At 62.3% G+C, this 19,819-nt stretch carries 17 protein-coding genes; 7 read left to right on the plus strand and 10 right to left on the minus strand.

The window, feature by feature from the left end; all coding sequences use genetic code 11:
- Positions 1–41: 41 nt before the first annotated feature.
- The 3 genes from EA462_RS09175 to EA462_RS09185 are packed head-to-tail and all read right to left on the minus strand — an operon-like array spanning position 42 to position 1,983.
- Positions 42–737, minus strand: coding sequence for an alpha/beta hydrolase (locus EA462_RS09175; protein WP_124178266.1), 696 nt, complete (start codon positions 735–737; stop codon positions 42–44).
- Entirely contained in the window at positions 734–1,357 is a 624-nt protein-coding gene (locus tag EA462_RS09180; protein WP_124178267.1) for a VOC family protein, read from the minus strand. The genes EA462_RS09175 and EA462_RS09180 overlap by 4 nt, the downstream gene beginning before the upstream one ends.
- Positions 1,358–1,362: 5 nt before the next feature.
- A complete protein-coding gene (locus EA462_RS09185; RefSeq protein ID WP_124178268.1) occupies positions 1,363–1,983 on the minus strand; it encodes an NAD(P)/FAD-dependent oxidoreductase in 621 nt (206 codons plus the stop codon).
- A 225-nt stretch (positions 1,984–2,208) separates the two neighbouring features.
- On the opposite strand from EA462_RS09185, the gene EA462_RS09190 reads away from it, so the two are divergent.
- From EA462_RS09190 to EA462_RS09200, 3 genes are read left to right on the plus strand one after another with little or no spacing between them, the layout of a single operon-like run.
- A complete protein-coding gene (locus EA462_RS09190; protein ID WP_124178269.1) occupies positions 2,209–2,439 on the plus strand; it encodes an AbrB/MazE/SpoVT family DNA-binding domain-containing protein in 231 nt (76 codons plus the stop codon).
- Positions 2,440–2,814: a type II toxin-antitoxin system VapC family toxin gene (locus EA462_RS09195; RefSeq protein ID WP_124178270.1), complete on the plus strand. Its 375-nt coding sequence runs from the start codon at positions 2,440–2,442 to the stop codon at positions 2,812–2,814.
- 43 nt (positions 2,815–2,857) lie between these two features.
- On the plus strand, positions 2,858–4,408 hold the full coding sequence (locus EA462_RS09200) for a replication factor C large subunit (protein WP_124178271.1): 1,551 nt from the start codon (positions 2,858–2,860) through the stop codon (positions 4,406–4,408).
- Between the two features lie 17 nt (positions 4,409–4,425).
- Here EA462_RS09200 and EA462_RS09205 read toward each other — a convergent pair whose 3' ends face one another.
- From EA462_RS09205 to EA462_RS09225, 5 genes are all read right to left on the minus strand, one after another.
- Positions 4,426–5,667, minus strand: a complete 1,242-nt coding sequence (locus EA462_RS09205) for an aminotransferase class I/II-fold pyridoxal phosphate-dependent enzyme (protein ID WP_124178272.1) — start codon at positions 5,665–5,667, stop codon at positions 4,426–4,428.
- Between the two features lie 183 nt (positions 5,668–5,850).
- Complete coding sequence (locus EA462_RS09210) at positions 5,851–6,420, minus strand: PKD domain-containing protein (RefSeq protein ID WP_124178273.1); 570 nt, start codon at positions 6,418–6,420, stop codon at positions 5,851–5,853.
- An 84-nt stretch (positions 6,421–6,504) separates the two neighbouring features.
- A complete protein-coding gene (locus tag EA462_RS09215; protein WP_124178274.1) occupies positions 6,505–7,662 on the minus strand; it encodes a pyridoxal phosphate-dependent aminotransferase in 1,158 nt (385 codons plus the stop codon).
- Between the two features lie 2 nt (positions 7,663–7,664).
- A complete protein-coding gene (locus EA462_RS09220; RefSeq protein ID WP_124178275.1) occupies positions 7,665–8,150 on the minus strand; it encodes an Lrp/AsnC family transcriptional regulator in 486 nt (161 codons plus the stop codon).
- A 71-nt stretch (positions 8,151–8,221) separates the two neighbouring features.
- Positions 8,222–8,965, minus strand: coding sequence for a beta-ketoacyl-ACP reductase (locus EA462_RS09225; RefSeq protein ID WP_124178276.1), 744 nt, complete (start codon positions 8,963–8,965; stop codon positions 8,222–8,224).
- A 265-nt stretch (positions 8,966–9,230) separates the two neighbouring features.
- On the opposite strand from EA462_RS09225, the gene EA462_RS09230 reads away from it, so the two are divergent.
- Together EA462_RS09230 and EA462_RS09235 are read left to right on the plus strand one after the other, a co-directional pair.
- Complete coding sequence (locus tag EA462_RS09230) at positions 9,231–12,476, plus strand: MMPL family transporter (RefSeq protein ID WP_124178277.1); 3,246 nt, start codon at positions 9,231–9,233, stop codon at positions 12,474–12,476.
- Entirely contained in the window at positions 12,473–13,225 is a 753-nt protein-coding gene (locus EA462_RS09235; protein ID WP_124178278.1) for a TrmB family transcriptional regulator, read from the plus strand. The genes EA462_RS09230 and EA462_RS09235 overlap by 4 nt, the downstream gene beginning before the upstream one ends.
- Before the next feature lie 113 nt (positions 13,226–13,338).
- On the opposite strand, the gene EA462_RS09240 is transcribed toward EA462_RS09235, so the two are convergent.
- Complete coding sequence (locus tag EA462_RS09240; protein ID WP_124178279.1) at positions 13,339–14,478, minus strand: glycosyltransferase family 4 protein; 1,140 nt, start codon at positions 14,476–14,478, stop codon at positions 13,339–13,341.
- A gap of 163 nt (positions 14,479–14,641) precedes the next feature.
- On the opposite strand from EA462_RS09240, the gene EA462_RS09245 reads away from it, so the two are divergent.
- Entirely contained in the window at positions 14,642–15,748 is a 1,107-nt protein-coding gene (locus EA462_RS09245; protein ID WP_124178280.1) for a Gfo/Idh/MocA family protein, read from the plus strand.
- Between the two features lie 42 nt (positions 15,749–15,790).
- Entirely contained in the window at positions 15,791–17,254 is a 1,464-nt protein-coding gene (locus tag EA462_RS09250) for a flippase (protein ID WP_124178281.1), read from the plus strand.
- 7 nt (positions 17,255–17,261) lie between these two features.
- On the opposite strand, the gene EA462_RS09255 is transcribed toward EA462_RS09250, so the two are convergent.
- On the minus strand, positions 17,262–19,490 hold the full coding sequence (locus EA462_RS09255; RefSeq protein ID WP_124178282.1) for a right-handed parallel beta-helix repeat-containing protein: 2,229 nt from the start codon (positions 19,488–19,490) through the stop codon (positions 17,262–17,264).
- Positions 19,491–19,819: the final 329 nt, after the last annotated feature.

The raw sequence follows: 19,819 nt of genomic DNA on the forward strand, positions 1-19,819 counted from the left end.
TGGTACGCTCGAGGACTCGATCCGTTGGTTCGATCGGACCGTTATTCGTCCGTGACCAGCCGCTCGATCATCCCCGAGACGAACGCCAGTTCGTCCTCGTTGACGCCGTGGCCCATGCCCTCGTAGATTCGTTCGGTGACGTCGGCCGAAAGCGCCTCGAGAACGCGCGTCGTCTCGTGAACGCGCTCTTTGGGAATGTGCGGGTCGACGTCGCTGCAGCCGAGGAACGCGGGCATCCCCTCGAAAGTGGCGTCGTTTTCGGTTCCGTGCGCGTACTCCTCAACGTCGACCGACTCACCGATGAGGCCGCCGCTCAGGGCGACGATCCCGCCGTAGCGGCGGGGATTTCGGGCGACGAACTCGCTCGCGAGGCAGGCACCCTGCGAAAAACCGAGCACGACGACGCGGTCGGTCGGAACCCCGGCCGTCACGGCCTCGTCGATCGCGTCCGCGATCGCGCGTAATCCCGAGGTTCGGCCCGGCTCGTTGGACTCGACGGGAGCGAGAAACGAGTTCGGATACCACTCGTTGCGTGCCGCCTGTGGCGCGAGGAGGGCGACGCCGTCTTCGTGGATCTCCTCTCCCATCCCGAGGATGCTTCGGGCGGTCGCTCCGCGACCGTGAACGAGCACGACGGCCGCTTCGCTCTCCTCGAGTGGCGTGCCTGCCGCGACGAGCGGCTGATCCTGGTGTGGCCCTTCCACGTCGTCCGGACCGGCGGCCGATCCGGCGGTCATTCGACGCCGCCCACCCCCGCGCTCGCGTCGGGGAGGTCGTGTTTGACGACCTCGAGTCCGAGTTCCTCGATCGCTCCACTGAGATGTTCGTCTTTCGCGTAGTCCGAACCGTCCTCTTCACGAAGACGCTGGGCCGTCGCCAGCACTTCGGCGCGGCGGTCGTTCGGGATCTCGTACTTGTCCGTACTGATCTCGATGACGAGACCGTTATTGTCGTTGGTGTAGATTGAGTGGAAGATTCCGCGGTCGAAGACGTTGTAGCGGTGACCCGCGTCCTCGAGTGCGTTCATCACGTCCTCGTACTCATCGGGATCGACGCTGAAGCAGAGGTGATGGACCGCTCCGACGCCCCCGCGCTGGCCGCGTCGGTTCGACGGACGGTCGTCGCTGACGAAGAACGTCAGGATGCGACCGTCCCCGGTGTCGAAAAAGAGGTGCGTCTGGGAAGGATCGTCGAGGTTCGGCTGTCGAAGGACGAGGGGCATTCCGAGCAGGTCGCGATAGAACGCGACGGTATCCTCCTCGTTGCTCCCCCAGATCGTGATGTGATCGGTCCCCGTCGTGTGGAACGGACTCTCTGGCAGTTCGGCCGTGATCGGATTGTTGGTTTTTTCTGACATTTAATTCACTCCGCGAGTACTTCACCGAAGACGCGTCCGGCGTCGTCGGGAACATCGAAGTCGTGGAACCGAGCGCCGCGAACCGTCGAAAGAATGTTCAGTGCCGCGGCGGCACCGTCACCGACGGCGATCGCTGCCTGCCACTCCTCCGGACGGATCATCGCACCGGTGGCGTACACGCCGTCGACGCTCGTTTCCATGTTCACGCCGACGTCTACGACGTCCGTCGACGTAAATTCACAGCCAAGATCCTCCGCCAGCTTGCGGTCGGCACCGGTAGCCAACACGACGTAGTCGGATTCGTCGATCCCGTCCGCGGTTTCGACTGCGAACCCGCCGTCGACGATCTCGATGGTAGTCACCGGCTCGCCCTGTCGTCGATCGACGCCGAAGTCGTCGACCTGCTGGCGCGCAGTGGCCATGAACTCGCTTCCACCGACCGATCCGACGCCCAGATAGTTGAACAGGTGGGCCTTGTGCATCCACGTCTCGTCCGTGTCGAACACCGTCGTCTCCAGGCCGTTTTTCGCCGTAAAGAGCGCGGCGCTCAAACCGGCGGGTCCACCACCGACGACGATCACCGACGCTTTTCGTTCTCCGTCGCTCGCTGTCGTCTCGTTGCTCACGTGTGGTTACACAATGTTACTGCACGGCTATGAACCTAGTAGAGACTCCGGAACAACTACGTAACACTCGTGTTAGTGGCTCGACGCGCTTCGTCTCGTTGAATCGAACGGAGATCTGTCGTCGGCCGCTCGTGAATGCAGAGACAAACTCCGACAAGTGGACGTGAAATGGGAATCCACATATATCGGGGAATGCTTTTACTTTCGCCCACCGTACACCGAGGTATGTCAGACGTAGCGCTTGACGACCGTGGTCGTCTCACGCTCCCGAAGGAGGTCCGAGAGCGATACGGGGACCGATATCACGTCGTTCAGCTTCCCGACGGTGTCAAACTGGTTCCCGTCGCCGACGACCCGCTCGAGGCCCTCAGGGACGAATTCGCGGACGTCGAAAAATCGGTCGACGAGCTCCGTGAAGAAGCGCGCAATGCAGCGCTCGACGAGGCCGGACGATAGATGTATGCGGAAACCGACTTCCTTCTCGCACTGATTAAGGACGATGACTGGCTCGGCGAGGCCGCCGAGTCGGCGTACCGGGAACACCGTGACGAGTTGTGGACGTCACAGTTCACGCTCGTCGAACTCCTGATGGTCGCCTATCGCGAGGACCGGGACACCGAACGTGTCGTCACGAACGCCGCCACCCTCGTCGAGGTACGTGGTGATGTAGAGACCGTCGTCTCCGCAGCAACCTACGTCGAAGACCACGGGTTCACACCGTTCGATGCGCTCCACCTCGTCGAATCAGACGGTGATACCATCGTTTCTAGCGACGGCACGTATGACGACGTTACACCGCGTCTCGATCTGAAAACGGTCACCGAGGAGTGACGCTCCGCAACCACTAAACGCGACTCACACCAACCATCTCTCAATGAGCGACTGGACCGAGAAGTACCGTCCGACCACGCTGTCGGAGGTACGTGGGAACAACAAAGCTCGTGATACGCTCGAGGAATGGGCCAGAGGCTGGGACGACCACCGGAAGGCGGTGATCGTCCACGGGAGCCCGGGTGTGGGGAAAACCTCGGCTGCACACGCGCTCGCCAACGATCTGGGATGGCCGGTGATGGAGCTCAACGCCAGCGACAACCGCCAGGCCGACGTGATCGAGCGTGTTGCAGGCGAGGCCTCGAAAAGCGGTACGCTCACTGCCGGCGAATCGGGACGGCGACTCGTTATTCTGGACGAGGCCGATAACTTTCACGGCAACGCCGACTACGGTGGCTCTCGAGAAGTCACGCGGCTCGTCAAGGACGCGAGCCAGCCGGTCGTACTGGTCGCCAACGAGTTCTACGATATGAGTCAGTCGTTGCGAAACGCCTGCGAAACGATCGAGTTTCGCGACGTCTCGGCGCGGTCGATCGTACCGGTTCTCCGGGACATCTGCAGACGAGAAGGCGTCGAGTTCGACGAGGCGGCGCTCGAGAAGATCGCTGAGTCGACGAGTGGCGACCTGCGCTCTGCGGTCAACGATCTCCAGGCGGTCGCTGAAGAAACCGACCAGCTGACCGTCGAAGACGTGGTTACGGGAGAACGCGATCGGACGGAGGGGATTTTCGACTTTCTCGACGCGCTCATCAAAGAAGAAAACGCCGAGGGGGCGCTTCGTGCGTCATACGACGTCGACGAGACGCCGGACGAACTCCTCAACTGGATCGAGGACAACGTGCCGAAAGATTATCACGGAGCGGAGCTCGCTGATGCCTACGAGTTCCTCTCCAACGCCGACCGCTGGCTCGGCCGTGTTCGGGCCACGCAGGAGTACTCGTTCTGGCGGTACGCGACGGACAACATGACCGCGGGCGTCGCCGCGTCCCGACGCGAGGACAAAGGCGGGTGGACTCGCTATGGTCCGCCGAGTTACTGGTCGAAACTCGGACGAACCAAGGGAACGCGAAACACCCGCGATGCGATCGCTGAGCGTATCGCAGAGCGGCAAGGAACGAGCGTTGCGACGGCACGACGGGAGATATTGCCGTTCCTCTCGTCGATGACCCACCACTGTCGAAACCGTGATCTAACGGTTCGTATGGCGGCGACATACGAGCTGGACGAGAGCGAGGTCTCGTTCGTCACCGAAAGTGGAAAGGACACCAACAAGGTCCAGTCGATCGTCGAAGACGCAGAAGCACTCCGCACGCGAGAGACGGTCGAGCACTCGGGATCGGCGTTCTTCGGGGGCGATGCCGCGAACGGTGATGGAGAAAGCCAGGCGGGAGAGACGGAACGCACAGCAGGTGCCATGGAGGACGACGACGGTGGGAGTCAGGAGACGCTTACGACTGCGAGCGACGCGAACGAACCCGATGGACGAGGGAACGTGTCTGACTCGGGGTCGCAAGGGAACGACGTGGATCACGAACAGACCGCCGACTCGCGTTCACAGGACGACGATCAGTCCGGACTGAGCGATTTCTTCTAACGGCTCTCCGCTCGACCTCACAGCAGTCCAACGTCTTCACCGACGGTCCGGAAGGCCTCGAGACAGGTGACGATGTCCGCTTCATCGTGAGACGCCATCGGCGCGATGCGGACCCGCGTTTCGTCGCCGGACGTGACGGAGTGACCGAGCAGCGACGCGACGACGCCCCGATCACGAAGCCCCTGAACGAGCAACCGGGCGTCGGAACGGTCCTCGACGGCGAGCGGAAGGATCTGAGAATCGCCGGGGGCGTCGAACCCCATCGTCTTCAAGCCGTCGCGCAGATGGGCGACGTTGTTCCAGAGGCGTTCTCTGAGGTCGGTGTGTCGGGCGAGGTGTAACGCCTCACTTGCCGCAGCGGCCGATGGTGGTGCCAGTCCAGCAGAGGAAAGGAAGGGGCGCGCCTCGGAGATCAGACACTCGATCAACGCGTCGCTACCGGCGACGTAACCGCCCTGGCTAGCCAGCGCCTTCGAAAACGTTCCAACCTGGACGTGGACACGCTCTTCGAGTCCGTCGGCCTGAACGATGCCACCGCCGTCCGCGTAGAGGCCCGTCGCGTCGCTTTCGTCGACCAAAAGCCATGCCCCGAACTCCCCGGCCACATCAGCGAGCTCCGAAAGCGGAGCGACGGAGCCGTCCGCCTCGAAGACGGAATCGGTGGCGATCAGCCACGATTCGTGCGCGCCCGCGTCGGTCCTCGGGCCGCCGTCGGTGCTCACTTCGACGTGTTCCGCCCTCGTTTCCATCTCCGATCGGAGACTGGACGGATCACGATGGTCGTACGCTACGGTCTCACAGTCGGTAAGTCGACAGCCGTCGATCAGGCTCGCGCGAGTTCGCTCGTCTACGAAGACGACATCGGGTTCGAGTGCCGTGATCGCCCCGATACTCGCCGCGTATCCCGACGAAAACGTCAGTGAGCGGTCGGTCGATTTCGTCTCCGCCAGCAGCCGCTCGAGGTCGTGATGAACCATCGTATCGCCGGTAACGGGACGGCTCGAACCCGCCCCCGTCCCCACCGTCGCCGCAGCCTGTCTGGCCGCGTCCTGAACCCGCTGGTCGTCGGTCAGCCCGAGGTAGTTGTCCGAAGCGAACACCAGCGCCTCTTCGGACTCGAGAACCGGGAGTCCGCCGCCGGACGGTTCCGCGAAGTATCCGCGCTCTGCGACGCGATCGACGGGCGACAGCGTCCGTCTTTGCTCGTGCTTCTCGAGGGTCGCCAACCGGTCCTCGAGATCGAACCCGCGATGTTCCATTCGGGTGGATGAAATCAGTCCCACGCTTTCACTTTCACGGTTCCGTTCCGTCAGTCGGGTCCCTCCTCGCGCGACCGGACGCCGTGACCGATCGACCGTGGATATCCGTCGGTAGTTCGAGACCGATCAACGCCAGCCGGTAACCGGTAGATGGAAAACCACAGCTGACTGGTGTCGCGAGTTCTACTCGGTTTCGACTTCGATATCACCGGCTTGCGCTGCCTCGTGGTAGGAGCAGATGTAGACTGCCATCTCTTCGGATGCGACGACGCCCTCGAGCGTCGTCTCTTCGCCTTCTTCACCGACGTCGTCGCTCACGTAGTCGTCGACGACCTCGTCGTTCTCGTCCCGGATCTCGAGGTTGTGCACAACGTCATCGGCGTTCACCCACCTGAAGTCGTACTCCTGCCCCTCGATGAGGGTGATCGTCGGATTGTCTTCGTCGGCGATCATCTCCGGCTCGAGGCCGGACCAGGCTTCGATGCGTCCCTCGAAGTAGAACTCCCCGACGTCGGCCCATTCGCCGTTACCGGTTTCCTCGTCCGGTTCGCCATTCTCTTCGGACTCGTCAGTGTCTTCTTCCGTTTCGGACTCGTCAGTGTCTTCTTCCGGTTCAGCCTCACCGAGATCATCTGCTGAGGGTTCGTCGTCGGCTTCCCCTTCCTCACCCGGTCCCCCACATCCCGCGAGGGCAGTCACGCCGGCAGTTCCGGCGAGCAACAATGCGGTTCGTCGGGTAACTCGGTCGGTCATCACTCGATTTGTCACCGAGAACGATAGTAAAGGCCTATTGACGAGCAACGGAAAGTCAAAAAATTTCAAAACCGACCGCGGTCGTCAGTCGTTTTCCTCGACGAACGTCTCTATTCTCGCCAGCGCTTCCCGAAGTTCCTCGAGTCCGGTTGCATAGGACACGCGAAGGTGACCTGTACCGCCCTCACCGAACACGTCGCCGGGAACGACCGCGACGCCCTGTTCGTGTAGAACCTCTTCAGCGAACTCGGTTGCACTGACGCCCGCTGGCACCTCGGGGAAACAGTAGAACGCGCCCTTGGCCTCGAAGACGTCCATCCCGATCTCACGGAACCGTGAGAGGACGAACCGACGCCTGCGGTCGTACTGATCGACCATCTCCCGAACGTCATCGTGACAGGATTCGAGGGCCTCGAGTGCGGCGTACTGGGCAGTAGTCGGCGCCGAAAGCATGGTGTACTGGTGGATCCTGTTCATCGCACCGATGACGTCGGTCGGACCGAGCGCGTAGCCCAGACGGAGACCGGTCATCGCGTGGGCCTTCGAGAAGCCGTTGAAGACGACGGTTCGCTCGCGCATGCCCGGTAACGTCGCGATCGATACGTGCTCACCGTCGTAGGTCAACTCGGCGTAGATCTCGTCCGAGAGGACTGTCAAACCATGCTCACGGGCGAACGCCGCGATCGGCTCGAGGTCGTCCTCGCGCATGATCGCACCCGTCGGATTGTTGGGATAACAGAGAACGAGCAGATCCGCGTCCGCAGCGCCTGCTTCCTCGAGGGCTCCGACAGTGAGTCGAAAGTCGTCGCCTTTGCTCGTCGGAACGGAGAGGACCTCGCCGCCGGCGAAGATCACACCCGGTTCGTAGGAAATGTAGGCCGGTTGGGCGATCGCGACCGTCTCACCCGGGTCGACGAGCGCCCGGAACGCGAGATCGACCGCTTCGCTCGCTCCGGCGGTCACGATGATCTGTTCGTCGGGATCGTACTCGAGGTCGAACCGATCGGAGACGTACGTCGAGATGGCGTCGCGGAGCTCGCGTTTCCCACGGTTTGCGGTATAGGACGTTTTCCCTTGCTCGAGGGAGGCGATCGCGGCGTCGCGTGCCGCCCACGGCGTCGAGAAGTCCGGCTCGCCCACGCCGAGGGAGATGACGTCGTCGCGTTCCTCGGCTATCTCGAAGAACCGTCGGATTCCCGACGGCGGGACCGTCTTGACGCGCTCTGAAAGTTCGATCGTCATGGTCAGGGCGAGAACGAGAGTCTGTCGTCCTCATCGCCGTTCCCGAGTTCGATCCCGTTTTCCTTGTAGGAGGTCATCACGTAGTGAGTGACCGTCTGGGTTATCTCGGGAACGGGAGCGACCTTTTCGCTGACGAACTGGGAGACTTCGCGAATGGAGTCGCCTTCGACCTCCATGTCGAAGTCGTAGTCGCCGCTGACCAGCCGCAGTGCTGTGACCTGTGGGAATCGTGCGAGGCGCTCAGCGATGTCACCGTATCCCGTCTCTCGGTCGAGTCTGACGTTCAACTCGACCTCGGCGCGGACGCGTTCGTCTTCCAGTTTGTCCCAGTCGACGACCGGCTGATATCCACAGATCACGCCTGCATCCTCGAGCTCTTCGATCACCGCGTCGACCTCCGACTCGTCGAGGTCGGTCATTCGCGCGATATCAGCCGTCGAATACCGCGCGTTCTCACGAAGGGACTCGAGCACCTCGCGTTCGCTCATACAATCCCGAAGCGCGAGCGCGAGTAAAAACGTTGTTGAATTCGGTCACGAACCGCCGGCGGACGCCTGGATCACAGATCCATTCCGCCGTTGACGTCGATCACTTCGCCGGTAACGTACGACGAATCCTCGCTCGCGAGGAAGCGGACGACGGCCGCGACGTCTTCGACGTCGGCCAGTCGGGCGAGCGGAATGCCGGCGATGATCCGATCGAGAACCGTTTCCGGGACGCCCTCGAGCATATCCGTCCGGGTGAATCCGGGGGCGACGCAGTTCGCGGTCGAACCGCCCTGGGCGAGTTCTAGCGCGATCGTGCGCGTAAACCCGAACATACCGCTTTTCGCAGCGGCGTAGTTCGCCTGTCCGAAATTTCCCTGCTTACCCACGACGCTCGAGATGTTGATCAACCGCCCCTCGTCGGCGTTCCAGATGTCGTCGTAGAACGTCTGCGTGCAGTTGAACATCCCGCCGAGGTTGACGTCCATGACGCGGTCCCACTCCTCGCGAGTCATGTCGGTAAACTGCGTGTCGGCCGTGATGCCCGCGTTGTTCACCAGCACGTCGATCGGACCGAACGCATCGTGACACACAGACCGCATCGCCTCGACGTCGTCACGGTCTGCGACGTCGGCCCGTGCGGTCACCGCGCTCCCACCAGCCGTTTCGATCGCGTCGACCGCCTCGAGTGCCGCCTCTTCGGAGGATCGGTAGTTAATCACGACGTTCGCGCCGCGCTCTCCGAGGTGCTGAGCGATGCCGCGACCGATACCGCGGGCCGACCCGGTGACGACACAGGTCCGTCCGTCCATAGCCATGAGTGGGTGACTGTTCTACCTCCGACAGTAAATAGCCACCCGGCAGTTCGGGCACTCGACCGACGGGCCGTAGTTCGTGGAAACCGTCCTCGATGAGGGCGGTTGGAATCTCTTCGTCTACGTTGTGGCGTACGTATCAGTGGCCATTATTTTCAGGTATTCATTCATCTGCAAACATGTATTGGTGGGCGGGTTTTGTAGGATCGTAACAACAGATGATTTCGCGTCGTTACCGATCGAGTCTCGAATCGAACGGAGTGGTTCGATGAGGACGGCCGAACGGATCGCAACGCTGGTCACCGCTCACTCTCGCGTCGTTCTCGTCGTTCTCGTCCTTTCGACTGTACTGATCGGCGCTGGAATGTCGATGGTCGACGACGACTCCTCACTGGAACAGTTCGAAAGCGAATCGCCCGAAGCCCAGGCGATAGAGAAGATCGACGAGGAGTTCGGCGTCGACGACGAGAATGCGACGACGAGCGTCCAGATCATCACGCGCGCAAGCGCGAACGAAACCGAGACTGTCTCCGACGGCAACGTTCTCGCCCGCGACTCCCTGATCGAATCGCTCGAGTTCCAGGCCGAAGTCGTGGAGAACGAGTCGATCGACGAAACGCTCGCCGACGACGATCCGATCACTGGCGTCGAAAACCTCGTCGCGATCACGGCGGAGACGACACAGCAATTGGAGGAGATCGAAGAGCGCGGCGCTGCACTCGAGGAGCGCGAGGCCGAACTGAACGAGACGAGCGAGCGACTCGAGGACGGGATCGACCGGTCGATCGCCATCCAGCGCGAGTACGAGGAACTCGCCGCCACGTACGACGAGAGCGATCCCGAGTATCAACAGGGTGCCGGCGACCTCGAAGCCGAGTTCGATTCCGTCATCGAGGAGGCGACCGTTGGCCTCGACGACGATCAGAGGACGGAGTACGAGGAACTGGCACAGCAGGCGCGAGAAATCGAATCCGATCGGGTTGAAATCGAACGGACGACCGACGATCCGGAGGACGTCCCCGAGTACGCTGAACTGACCGACGCCCTCGAGGACGTCTACGCAGGCGCGACGATGGGCGTTCTGGAGGCCGATTACGAGCGACTCGAGGACGATGCCGACGAACTCGAGGAGCGACAGACCGACCTCGAAGACGACGAGCGCGCATCGATCGACGATCAGATCGATACGCTCGAGGGACTCGACGAGGACGAGTTCGAGGACGCACTCGACGCGACGCTGTCGGACGCCGAGGAGAACCAGAGTCCCGCGCTCGCGTTCATGCCCTCCGACTACGATCCGGGTTCGACGACGGCGGACGCGAGGATGACCGTCGTCACACAGGAGATCGGTGACGCCGACGTGGAGACGGGTGCGGTCGACGATGCGGTCCTCGAGACGCAACTGGATCTCCGCGACCTCGCGGCCGGACACGACCACGACCAGATCGTCTTCGGCGTCGGCGTTATCAGCGACGAAATCGATCGATCGATGGGAGACAGCCTGGCGATCGTCGGTCCGATCGCGCTCGCGTTCGTGGTCGCTGCGTTGCTGATCGCCTACCGTGACCCCCTCGATATCGTCCTCGGCGTCGCCGGCATCGGAACGGTGTTGGTCTGGACGTTTGGCTTCATGGGCTGGACGGGGATCGCGTTCAATCAGATGATGATCGCGATCCCGGTGTTGTTGATCGGACTCTCGATCGACTACGCGATCCACGTCTTCATGCGCTACCGCGAACGGCGCGAACGAGACGGCGTCCAGAGTTCGGTCCGAAAACCGATGGGGATCGCACTCGCCGGCGTCGGTATCGCGCTCGTCTGGGTCACGGCGACGACCGCGATCGGATTTCTCGCGAACCTCGTCAGTCCGATCGACCCGATCCGCGAGTTCGGCGTCGTCAGCGCGTTCGGCATCCTCGCCGCGCTGATCGTCTTCGGCGGGCTCGTTCCAGCGGCGAAAGTCGAGATCGACTCGATCCTCGAGTCACGCGGGTTCGATCGACACAAACGCGCGTTCGGGACCGGCGGTGGTCGTTTCAGCGCCGTCCTCGCGTCCGGTGCCGTCGCTGCCAGGCGAGCACCGATGGCTTTGCTCCTCGCCGTATTGCTCCTCACGGCCGGCGGCGTCTACGGCGCGAGTCAGGTCGACACCAGCTTCGACGAGGAGGACTTTCTCGCGGAGAGTCCGCCCGAGTGGACGGAGTCGCTTCCGGGGCCGATGAGTCCGGGCGAGTACCAGGCGGCTGACGATCTGGATTTCGTCAACGAGAACTTCCAGCGCGACGATCTCCAGGCCCAGATTCTGATCGAAGGCGACGTGGCCGACGGTGACGTCCTCGAACGACTCGCGAGCGCACAGGACGACGCGGGGGAGAGTCACGTCGTCTACACGCTCGCAAACGATGAGGCCGACGTCGAGGGACCACTGTCGGTGATGGAAGAGGTGGCGACACAGAACGAATCGTTCAACGAGACGTTCACCGCAGCCGATACGACCGGCGATGACGTTCCCGACGAGAACGTCAACGACGTCTACGATCATCTCTTCGAGATCGATGAAGACGCTGCGAGTCAGGTCCTCCACCGAAACGCGAACGGGGAGTACGAGTCGGCTCGCTTGCTCGTCGCTATCGAAGGCGACGCGCAGTTCGACGAGACGACGAGCGAACTCCGGGCTATCGCGTCGACCATCGACAGCGCAGGTGTCGGTGACGAGCGAGGACTCGAGGCGGATGCCGACGCGGCCGGCGCAGATGCCGACGCTATCGAGGACTCCGAGAACGCCACCACCACGAACGTCGATGACGACGGAGTCGTCAGCGCCATCGCCACCGGTGATCCCGTCGTCAGCTATATCGTCGAGCAGGATCTGTTCGAGACCGTCTTCCAGAGCCTCCTGATCACGCTCGTCGCCGTCTTCGGATTTCTAACGGTGGCCTATCGCGTGACCGGAAACGGTGCGACGCTCGGTGTGGTGACCTTGCTCCCGGTCGCGTTCGCCGTCAGCTGGATCCTCGGAACGATGTCACTCATCGGGATGCCGTTTAACGTGTTGACGGGGATGATCACCAGCCTGACGATCGGCCTCGGAGTCGCCTACAGCATCCACGTCAGCGCCCGGTACACGCTCGAGCTCGAGCGCCAGGGGAACGTCTGGTCGGCGCTTCAGACGACGGTCACCGGCACCGGCGGCGCATTGCTCGGCAGCGCCGCGACGACGGTCGGCGGGTTCGGCACGCTCGCGTTCGCCATCCTTCCGGTGCTTCGGCAGTTCGGCATCATCACGGCGCTGACGATCACGTACGCCTTCCTCGCGAGCGTGATCGTACTGCCGACGTTGCTAATCCTCTGGACGCGGTACCTCGGCCCCGACGTCTCTTTCGATACCCGACCCGTGAGACAGACCACTCCGGCGATGGGCGACGGCGGAACGACAACGGACGGCGAGCGCTCTCGAGAACCCGGTGACGATCGACCGACCTCTCCGGGCACTACCGGTGGTGACGACGAGTGAGCGTCGACGAGAACGACGCTATCGAGGCTTTCGAGCGCCTCGGGCTCACCAGCTACGAAGCAAAGGTGTTCATCGCGCTCCAGCGTCTCGGCTCCGGAACCGCACGCGACGTCGCCCGCATCGCGGACGTTCCTCGATCGCAGGTCTACAGCGTCGCCGAGCGTCTCGAGAACCGTGGTTTGCTCGACGTCCAGCAGGCGAGTCCGATCCGGTACCGACCGGTCAGTCTCGAGAAAGCCCAGAGAACGCTCGAGGATCGGTTCGATCGCGAGTGCGAGCGGGCGCTAACGTACGTCGAACAGGTTCGAAACGAGTCGACCGGCGAGGAGACCCAGGAGGATATCTGGACGGTTCGAGGCCGCGAGCGCGTCGACGATCGGGTTGTCAACCTGCTCTCGAGCGCCGACGAACGGATCGTCTTCGGCACGCGGCTCTCGGAACTCGTCGTCGATCCGATCGAACGGTGCCTCGAAGAGCAGGCGAACGAGGGAACGGCGGTCGTCGTGATGAGTCAGAACGACTCGGTCCGAAATCGGTTGGGATCGATCGAAGGCGTCTGCACTGACGCGCCGCCGAGTCACCACGAGGGTGACCGACGCTCCGGACGGATCGTCATCGTCGACGACGACGGCGTCTTGTTGAGCGTGATCGACGACGACGGCGGCGAGACCGCGATCTGGAGTTCCGGATCGCGCTTTGCCTCCGTCCTGATCCAGTTGATCGAAGTCAGTACGCAGACGCCGGAATAGGGGTTTCCGGCCGTCATCGTCTCGCTTTTGCGTACCGGACGGTCGGCTCCAGAGAATCACTGCCGATTGACGGCTGACGCCCATCTTACCGCTCGAGTACCCATCGTCCCGTCTCAACGCTCGAGTATCCGTCGCCAATCGTCGCGTGCAGCCGCGTACGAATACTCCTCGCGAACCGTCGGAGCCGCCGTCGAGAGTCGTTCGTGAAGGTCGTCCTCGGTGCAAAGCGTCGCGAGCGCGTCGGCGTACGCCGCCGGCGTTCGCTGATCGACGACGAGCGCCGTCTCGCGGTGGCGGGCGACGTCCGGAACCGAGCCGACTCGAGGGACGATGGCGGGCGTTCCGGTCGCCATCGCCTCGAGCAGGGTTAGCGGGAGCGCATCACGCGACGACGTCAGAACGAAGATATGGGCGGCAGTGTAGTGCTCGCGAGGATCGTCGACCCATCCCGGAAGTTCGACGGCGTCCTCGAGGCCGTAATGGTCGATCGCTCGCACGACGTCCCGGTGTTTCCCTCCCGAACCGACCATCGCGGCACTGAACTCGAGGCCGGCTTCCGAGAGCATCGCAAGCGCGTCCACGAACAGAAGCGGATCTTTCTCCTCGCTGAACCGCCCGACCCAGAGGAAGTCATAGCGCGGTTCGACCGGCTCGTCCGGCGGGGCGTACCGGTCGGTATCGATCGCGTTCGACAGGATATCGATCCGGTCGTCGTCGATCCCCATCTCGCGAAGTCGTCGGCTGTGAACCGATCCGGGAACCGACAGGGAATCGAATCGTCTCAGTGCGACACGCGTCAGCGGTGCGTACGGCCCCCTCGCGTGAACGTCCAGATCGGCACCGATGATTCCGAGGTGGGTCCGGGCACCGACGAGCGGGCGTAGTGCCAGCGCGTAACAGCCGTAGGGAATCAAAGAGATGGAGACGATCGTGTCGTACTCGTTGCGAACGCCCTCTACGAGCGCGGCGAAAAACAACAGGACGATCCCGAGCGGCCGCCATCCGAACGTCGGGACGGTTCGGTACGTGATCGACTCGACCGACTCGTCCGGGGTGAGACAGACCATCGTGGTCTCGCCTGCGACCGCCGCGAGCGGACCGTAGTGGCGTTCGATTTTCGACGCGTTCGGATGATCAGCGACGATCAGAATCGATTCGGTTTCGGCCGTTCCGGACCGGTCGCACTCGGACGATTCCTCTCCGACCGATGTCGACGCCTTTTCCTTATTATTCGCCCCTTCCACGCGGTTCATCGTTCGTCCGTTCGTCGCGACCGACCCGTTTTGTTAATCCCCGTTGCCGGAGCGTTGCGCGTCCGTAAGGGGATCACTACCGTCGACGCGAGCGATCGACCCGATCGGTAACGGAAAGTAACAGGTCCAAAACTAATACTGTCAGCAATCACGGTGAAGCCACATGGTCGTTCAAACTGCAGTGGTCGGTGCGGGAACGGTTTCTCGCACTCACCTTTCCGGTATCCAAAAGAATCCACGAGCGGAACTGATCGGACTCTGTGACACCAACGGATCGGCTGCGAACGCCAGAGCGCGGGAGTACGGAACCGTCGCGGTAACCGATCTCGATCGGCTCTTCGAGATGGAACCCGACGCACTCCACGTCTGTACCCCTGTCCAGACGCACTTCGATATCGCGAGTCAGGCGATCGAGAACGGCATCGCAACCATCCTCGAAAAGCCGGCGACGGTCACCGTCGACGAACTCGAAGAGTTAGACGAGCTGGCCGACTCGAACGACGTCCCGCTGACGGTCGTTCACAACCACCTCTTCTATCCGTCGGTCCGACGGGCTCGAGAGCTGATCGACGCGGGCGAGCTCGGTGACCTTCGAGGGGTCGATACGATCTACGCGGGAATCACCCGGCCCGACAGCGTCAAGCGCGGTTCGTGGGTGTTCGATCTCCCCGGCGGCGAGTTCGAGGAGGCGCTACCGCACCCGATCTACTCGACGCTCGGTATCGGCGGGTTCCCAGAACGCGCTGACGATATCTCCGCACAGACCGCGTGCTCTCGGGAGTACGACGGCGGATTTAGCTACGATCAGGCACAGATCCAGTTTACGTCGGCCGACGGGACGCTGTGTACCACGAAGATGCTTTCGGAGACGAAACCCCAGCGGATGCACGTCATCAACGGATCGGAGGGGTCGCTCATCGTCGACGAGATCAACCAGTCCGTCTATCGGATCGAGGACGATTACACGACCTCGCCTATCGCCCGCTCGAAGAAGGGACTCGATCTGTCGCTCTCCCAGCTCTCGAGTACGGTCGAAAACGCGACGATGATGGCCTCCTCCCGGATCGACGGCGGCTGGGAGCGCGAGGCAAAGTTGAACTCTCACTACGCGATTTTCGATCAGTTCTCGCGAGCGGTCGAGACCGGAAGCGAGGTTCCGGTTCCGGTCGAACAATCGAAGTGGACCATTCAGGCGATGGAAGCGATTAGAAACGCTGCAGAGGGAGACGATATCCCGGAACAGGAACAGTCGGTTGCGGTCGGACACTGATCGACGTCTTTCGGTCTCGAAGCGCACGCTACACCTCCTCTCATGTCGATAGCAAACCGAATCGGTCGCGGAGTCAAAGCCACGCTCGGGGCCGATGTCGCACGGCTGGCCGCGAAAGGCGGGATCACGCTGTTGCTCACGCGCGTTTTTCTCGAGCCCGACGAGTACGGACTGGTGTTTCTCGCGATCGCCGTCTTCTCGATCGCGACGGTCGTCGGCTCGCTTGGCATTCCGAAGTCGACCGCGAAGTTCCTCGCGGAGTACCGGGAGAAAGACGACGCGCAGGTGCATCACGTGGTTCGAATCTCCGCAACCGCGCTCGCCGCCGTCGTCGTCCTCGTCAGTCTGTCGTTTTATTTTCTCAGCGACTGGATCGCAGGCGTCTACGACGAGCCCGCGCTTGCGCCGCTGCTCGCAATCGGAGCCGCGTACATCGTCGTGAAAGTCGCGTACGTCTACGTCCGTATCTCGTTTCAGGGGTTCGGACGGGTTCCGCTTTCCGCGGCGACGACGGCGGTCTCGAGCGTCGGACAGCTCGGGTGTGTCGTCCTCTTTCTCTCACTCGGCTTCGGGACGATCGGCGCGATCGGCGGCTACGTCGCGGGGTACGCACTCGGCGTCGCGTTCGGCGCCGTCTTTCTCGGCCGACTGCTGCGGGAGTATCCACGCTCTGGTCCCCCCGAGTCCGGGCTGGCGCGAAGGATACTCGAGTACAGCGTTCCGTTGACCGCCTCACAGGGTGGAAACCTGCTGTACAAACGGGTCGATACGCTCCTGGTGGGATTCTTCCTGACGCCGCTCGCGGTCGGGTTCTACGAACTGGCAAAACAGGTCTCCGAGTTCGTCATCGCGCCGGCAAACTCGCTCGGATTCACCGTCGCGCCGACGTTTGGCGAGCACAAATCGGGTGCCAAACTCGAGCGTGCCGCACGCGTCTACGAGCAATCGTTCGAGGTGATTCTCCTCTTGTACCTGCCGGCAGTCGCCGGGATCGTCCTGCTCGCGGAACCCGGCATCCAGTTCGTCTTCGGTCCGGCCTACGCCGGAGCAGCGCCCGTCCTCCAGATCTTTTCGGCGTTCGTCCTGTTCCAGGCCCTCGATAAGATAACGAACGACAGCCTGGATTACCTCGGCAGGGCAACGGAACGAGCGATCGGCAAAGGCATAACGGGAACGCTCAACGTCGGCCTCAATATCGCGTTGATCCCGACGATCGGTGTCGTCGGTGCCGCGATCTCGACGGCCGTCTGTTTCGCGATTATGGTGACGTACAACGTTTACCTGATCGACTGCGAATTGCCACTCGATCGCCACCGAATGGCGAAGTCGATCGCCGCCGTGTCGGTCGTCACCGGCGGAATGACCGCCGTTGTCTACGCGGCCCAGCCGTACGTCGACGGACTGTTCACTCTGTTCGGAGCCGTCGCAGTCGGCGTATTCGTCTGGGCGGTTCTCTCGGTCGCCGGTGGCCTCCTCGATCTCGAGGAGGTCCGGTCTCAGATCTGAGAGCGGCTCAGAGCGAGAGCTGAGACGGATCGACGGTGACACCGTTGACCGCGACGCTCGCGTTGTCGTCGACCTCGAGTTCGGTTAGCTCTCCGGAGAACCGGAAGCCGTCCTTCCCGCCACGGACCCAGCCCTCGATGGTCTGGTCGTCGACGAACTCGCCCCCGGTCCCGTACTCGGAGTGGTACTCGCTCCGTTCGATCTCGCCGCCGACGGCGACGCGGTACTCCGAAACGTCCTGCCCGCCCTCGCCGTCGAAGACGACCGAGTTCAACAAGGGTTCGTCGTCGTCCTCGTTTTCGTCTTCGTCGCCATCCCCGACGACGGCGTCCGGATCGACGGCTTCCCCGTCTACGTAAACGGTCGCATCGCCGTCGACGTCGAGTTCGGTCAGTTCGCCCTCGAGGTGAAAGCCGTCCTTCCCGCCGCGGACCCAGCCTTCGATGGTCTGATCCTCGACGAACTCGCCCCCGGTTCCGTACTCCGAGAGTTCCTCGCTGCGCTGGATCTCGCCGGTTGCACCGAATCGATACTCCGTGATTTCCTGACCGCCCTCGCCGTCGAACGCGAGCGTCGACGGCGAGTCGTCATTTCCCTCTTCGCCCTCGTCATCGTCGTCGAACTCCGCGGGATCGACCTCGATACCGTTGACGCGAACGGCCGCGTCGCCGTCGACTTCGAGTTCGATCAGCTCACCCTCGAAGCGGAAGCCGTCGACGCCGCCGCGGACCCAGCCCTCGATGGTCTGGTCGTCGACGAACTCGCCCCCGGTTCCGTACTCGGAGTGGTACTCGCTGTGGTCGATGTCGCCGTCGACGACGAAGTGGTACTCCGAAACGTCCTGTCCGCCCTCGCCGTCGAAGACGATCGTGTTCGGCAGTTCGTTCTCGTCTTCGTCGTCATCGCCTGATTGTCCGTCGTCACCCGACCCGTCGAACGACGGGTTCGGATAGTCGTACGCGTCATCCCAGTCGAACTCGAGATCGTCGCGGTCGGCCGACGCCGGGCCACTCGAGAGCCCCGGACTGACGGAGATGTTCTCGACCGATCCGTAGTTCCCCGCGCTTCCGCCGAGGGCGGACGCGCCGGAGTCGTTCTCGGTGTCGAAGATACAGTCGGAGACGTCGACCGACGTACTGCGCTGGATTCCGATACCAGGGACGTCGGACTGGTCGAGCATGAACTGACAGTTTTCGACCGACAGATAGCGGTTGTCGAACATTCGAACTGCACCGGTCGCGTTCGTGACGTCTCGGTAGACGAACGAACAGTCCTCGACGAGACCGCCGTCGGAGGCGCGTTCGCGTCGATCGGCCATGATGGCCGATGCGTTCGTCGAACCGCGACCGGGATAGCTCGAGGTCGAGCCGTCGAGGTCGTGGTCGCCGTAGAACGTACAGTTCCTGACGACCTCGTTGTCCCCGCCGAGGCGGATGCTCGAGGGGCTGTTGTTCGCGAAGACGCAGTTCTCGACGAGCATCTCGCCGGGCATTCGGGTGTAGATCGCGTTGTTCGGAAAGCCGGCGAGAACCGAGTTTCGAACCGTGAGTCGACCGGATCGTGAACACCAGATCCCGACGCGGCTGTGACCGCCGTTGTACTGTGCGATGTTGCCGTTGTTGTGGATCGTGATCCCGTCCAGTTCCATGTGGCCGCCCGAGGACTCGGCACCGACGGCGAACGCACGCGTGTGTGCGACGTCCCACGTTCGCGGACCGTCGTTGGCGATGTGGACGTTTCGGATCGACGCGACGTTGTCGACGATACACCGCATGCCGACGCCCGGACGCCCGTCGGAGTCGAACGTGAGATTGTCGATCAGGACGTTGTCGCCGGTGACGTTCATGAAGAACTCCTGGCGACCGTTCGTTCCCCAGTTCTCGGGGAGCATGATAGTCACGTCGCCGTCACCACGGATCCCCCAGTTACGCCGCGAGAGGGCAATTCGGGAGTTCCACTCGTAGGTTCCTTCGGGGAGAACCAGGAGTTCGCCGTTGCTCGAGTTCGAGACGTGCGAGGAGATGTCATCGCCGTCCGAGACGTCGAGTACGCGTTCGGACATCGCGTCTGGGTCGGCCGCCTCGGGTTCAGACCGGGCGCTCTGTGCTGTGGCGGCCCCACTCGTTGCGAGCACCGCACCGACTGCGGTGCCGGTCCATTTCAGGAGTGATCGTCGATCGAGAAACGCGTCATTACTGCTCTCATCGCTGTCCAGTACCGATTGATCGCGTGCCATGCCTTCGAGTAATTCAAGCATAACGGTATAAACTTTCTGTTAAAATATTCCTAATTTAGACAGAATGTAATGTGTACGTGAGTAATAGTCACATAATCATTTATATTTAGGTAGGAAATATAGACATTCATGAAAATATTTGTGAGAGTCATCGGGCGACCGTCGTGCGGTTTTTCCACCACACTTCGATCGTTCGGTTCGATGATATCGAACTCCTGTCTCTCCCGTCCGTTGATCGATCAAAGAACCGAACCCACGAGATCGATTACAGTGATTCCGTTAACCGTCAGCATCTCCGGACTCTACGGTTTCGTGGACGCTCAGGGAGA

Source organism: Natrarchaeobius halalkaliphilus (assembly GCF_003841485.1).
GTDB lineage: Archaea > Halobacteriota > Halobacteria > Halobacteriales > Natrialbaceae > Natrarchaeobius > Natrarchaeobius halalkaliphilus.

What these genes read in the sequence shown, in the direction of transcription:
- EA462_RS09250 (WP_124178281.1), top strand. Translation starts at nt 15,791, where the DNA reads ATGTCGATAGCAAACCGAATCGGTCGCGGAGTCAAAGCCACGCTCGGG.
- EA462_RS09205 (WP_124178272.1), bottom strand. Translation starts at nt 5,667, where the DNA reads ATGGAACATCGCGGGTTCGATCTCGAGGACCGGTTGGCGACCCTCGAG.
- EA462_RS09240 (WP_124178279.1), bottom strand. Translation starts at nt 14,478, where the DNA reads ATGAACCGCGTGGAAGGGGCGAATAATAAGGAAAAGGCGTCGACATCG.
- EA462_RS09255 (WP_124178282.1), bottom strand. Translation starts at nt 19,490, where the DNA reads ATGGCACGCGATCAATCGGTACTGGACAGCGATGAGAGCAGTAATGAC.
- EA462_RS09190 (WP_124178269.1), top strand. Translation starts at nt 2,209, where the DNA reads ATGTCAGACGTAGCGCTTGACGACCGTGGTCGTCTCACGCTCCCGAAG.
- EA462_RS09215 (WP_124178274.1), bottom strand. Translation starts at nt 7,662, where the DNA reads ATGACGATCGAACTTTCAGAGCGCGTCAAGACGGTCCCGCCGTCGGGA.
- EA462_RS09180 (WP_124178267.1), bottom strand. Translation starts at nt 1,357, where the DNA reads ATGTCAGAAAAAACCAACAATCCGATCACGGCCGAACTGCCAGAGAGT.
- EA462_RS09195 (WP_124178270.1), top strand. Translation starts at nt 2,440, where the DNA reads ATGTATGCGGAAACCGACTTCCTTCTCGCACTGATTAAGGACGATGAC.
- EA462_RS09230 (WP_124178277.1), top strand. Translation starts at nt 9,231, where the DNA reads ATGAGGACGGCCGAACGGATCGCAACGCTGGTCACCGCTCACTCTCGC.
- EA462_RS09200 (WP_124178271.1), top strand. Translation starts at nt 2,858, where the DNA reads ATGAGCGACTGGACCGAGAAGTACCGTCCGACCACGCTGTCGGAGGTA.
- EA462_RS09245 (WP_124178280.1), top strand. Translation starts at nt 14,642, where the DNA reads ATGGTCGTTCAAACTGCAGTGGTCGGTGCGGGAACGGTTTCTCGCACT.
- EA462_RS09210 (WP_124178273.1), bottom strand. Translation starts at nt 6,420, where the DNA reads ATGACCGACCGAGTTACCCGACGAACCGCATTGTTGCTCGCCGGAACT.
- EA462_RS09220 (WP_124178275.1), bottom strand. Translation starts at nt 8,150, where the DNA reads ATGAGCGAACGCGAGGTGCTCGAGTCCCTTCGTGAGAACGCGCGGTAT.
- EA462_RS09175 (WP_124178266.1), bottom strand. Translation starts at nt 737, where the DNA reads ATGACCGCCGGATCGGCCGCCGGTCCGGACGACGTGGAAGGGCCACAC.
- EA462_RS09225 (WP_124178276.1), bottom strand. Translation starts at nt 8,965, where the DNA reads ATGGCTATGGACGGACGGACCTGTGTCGTCACCGGGTCGGCCCGCGGT.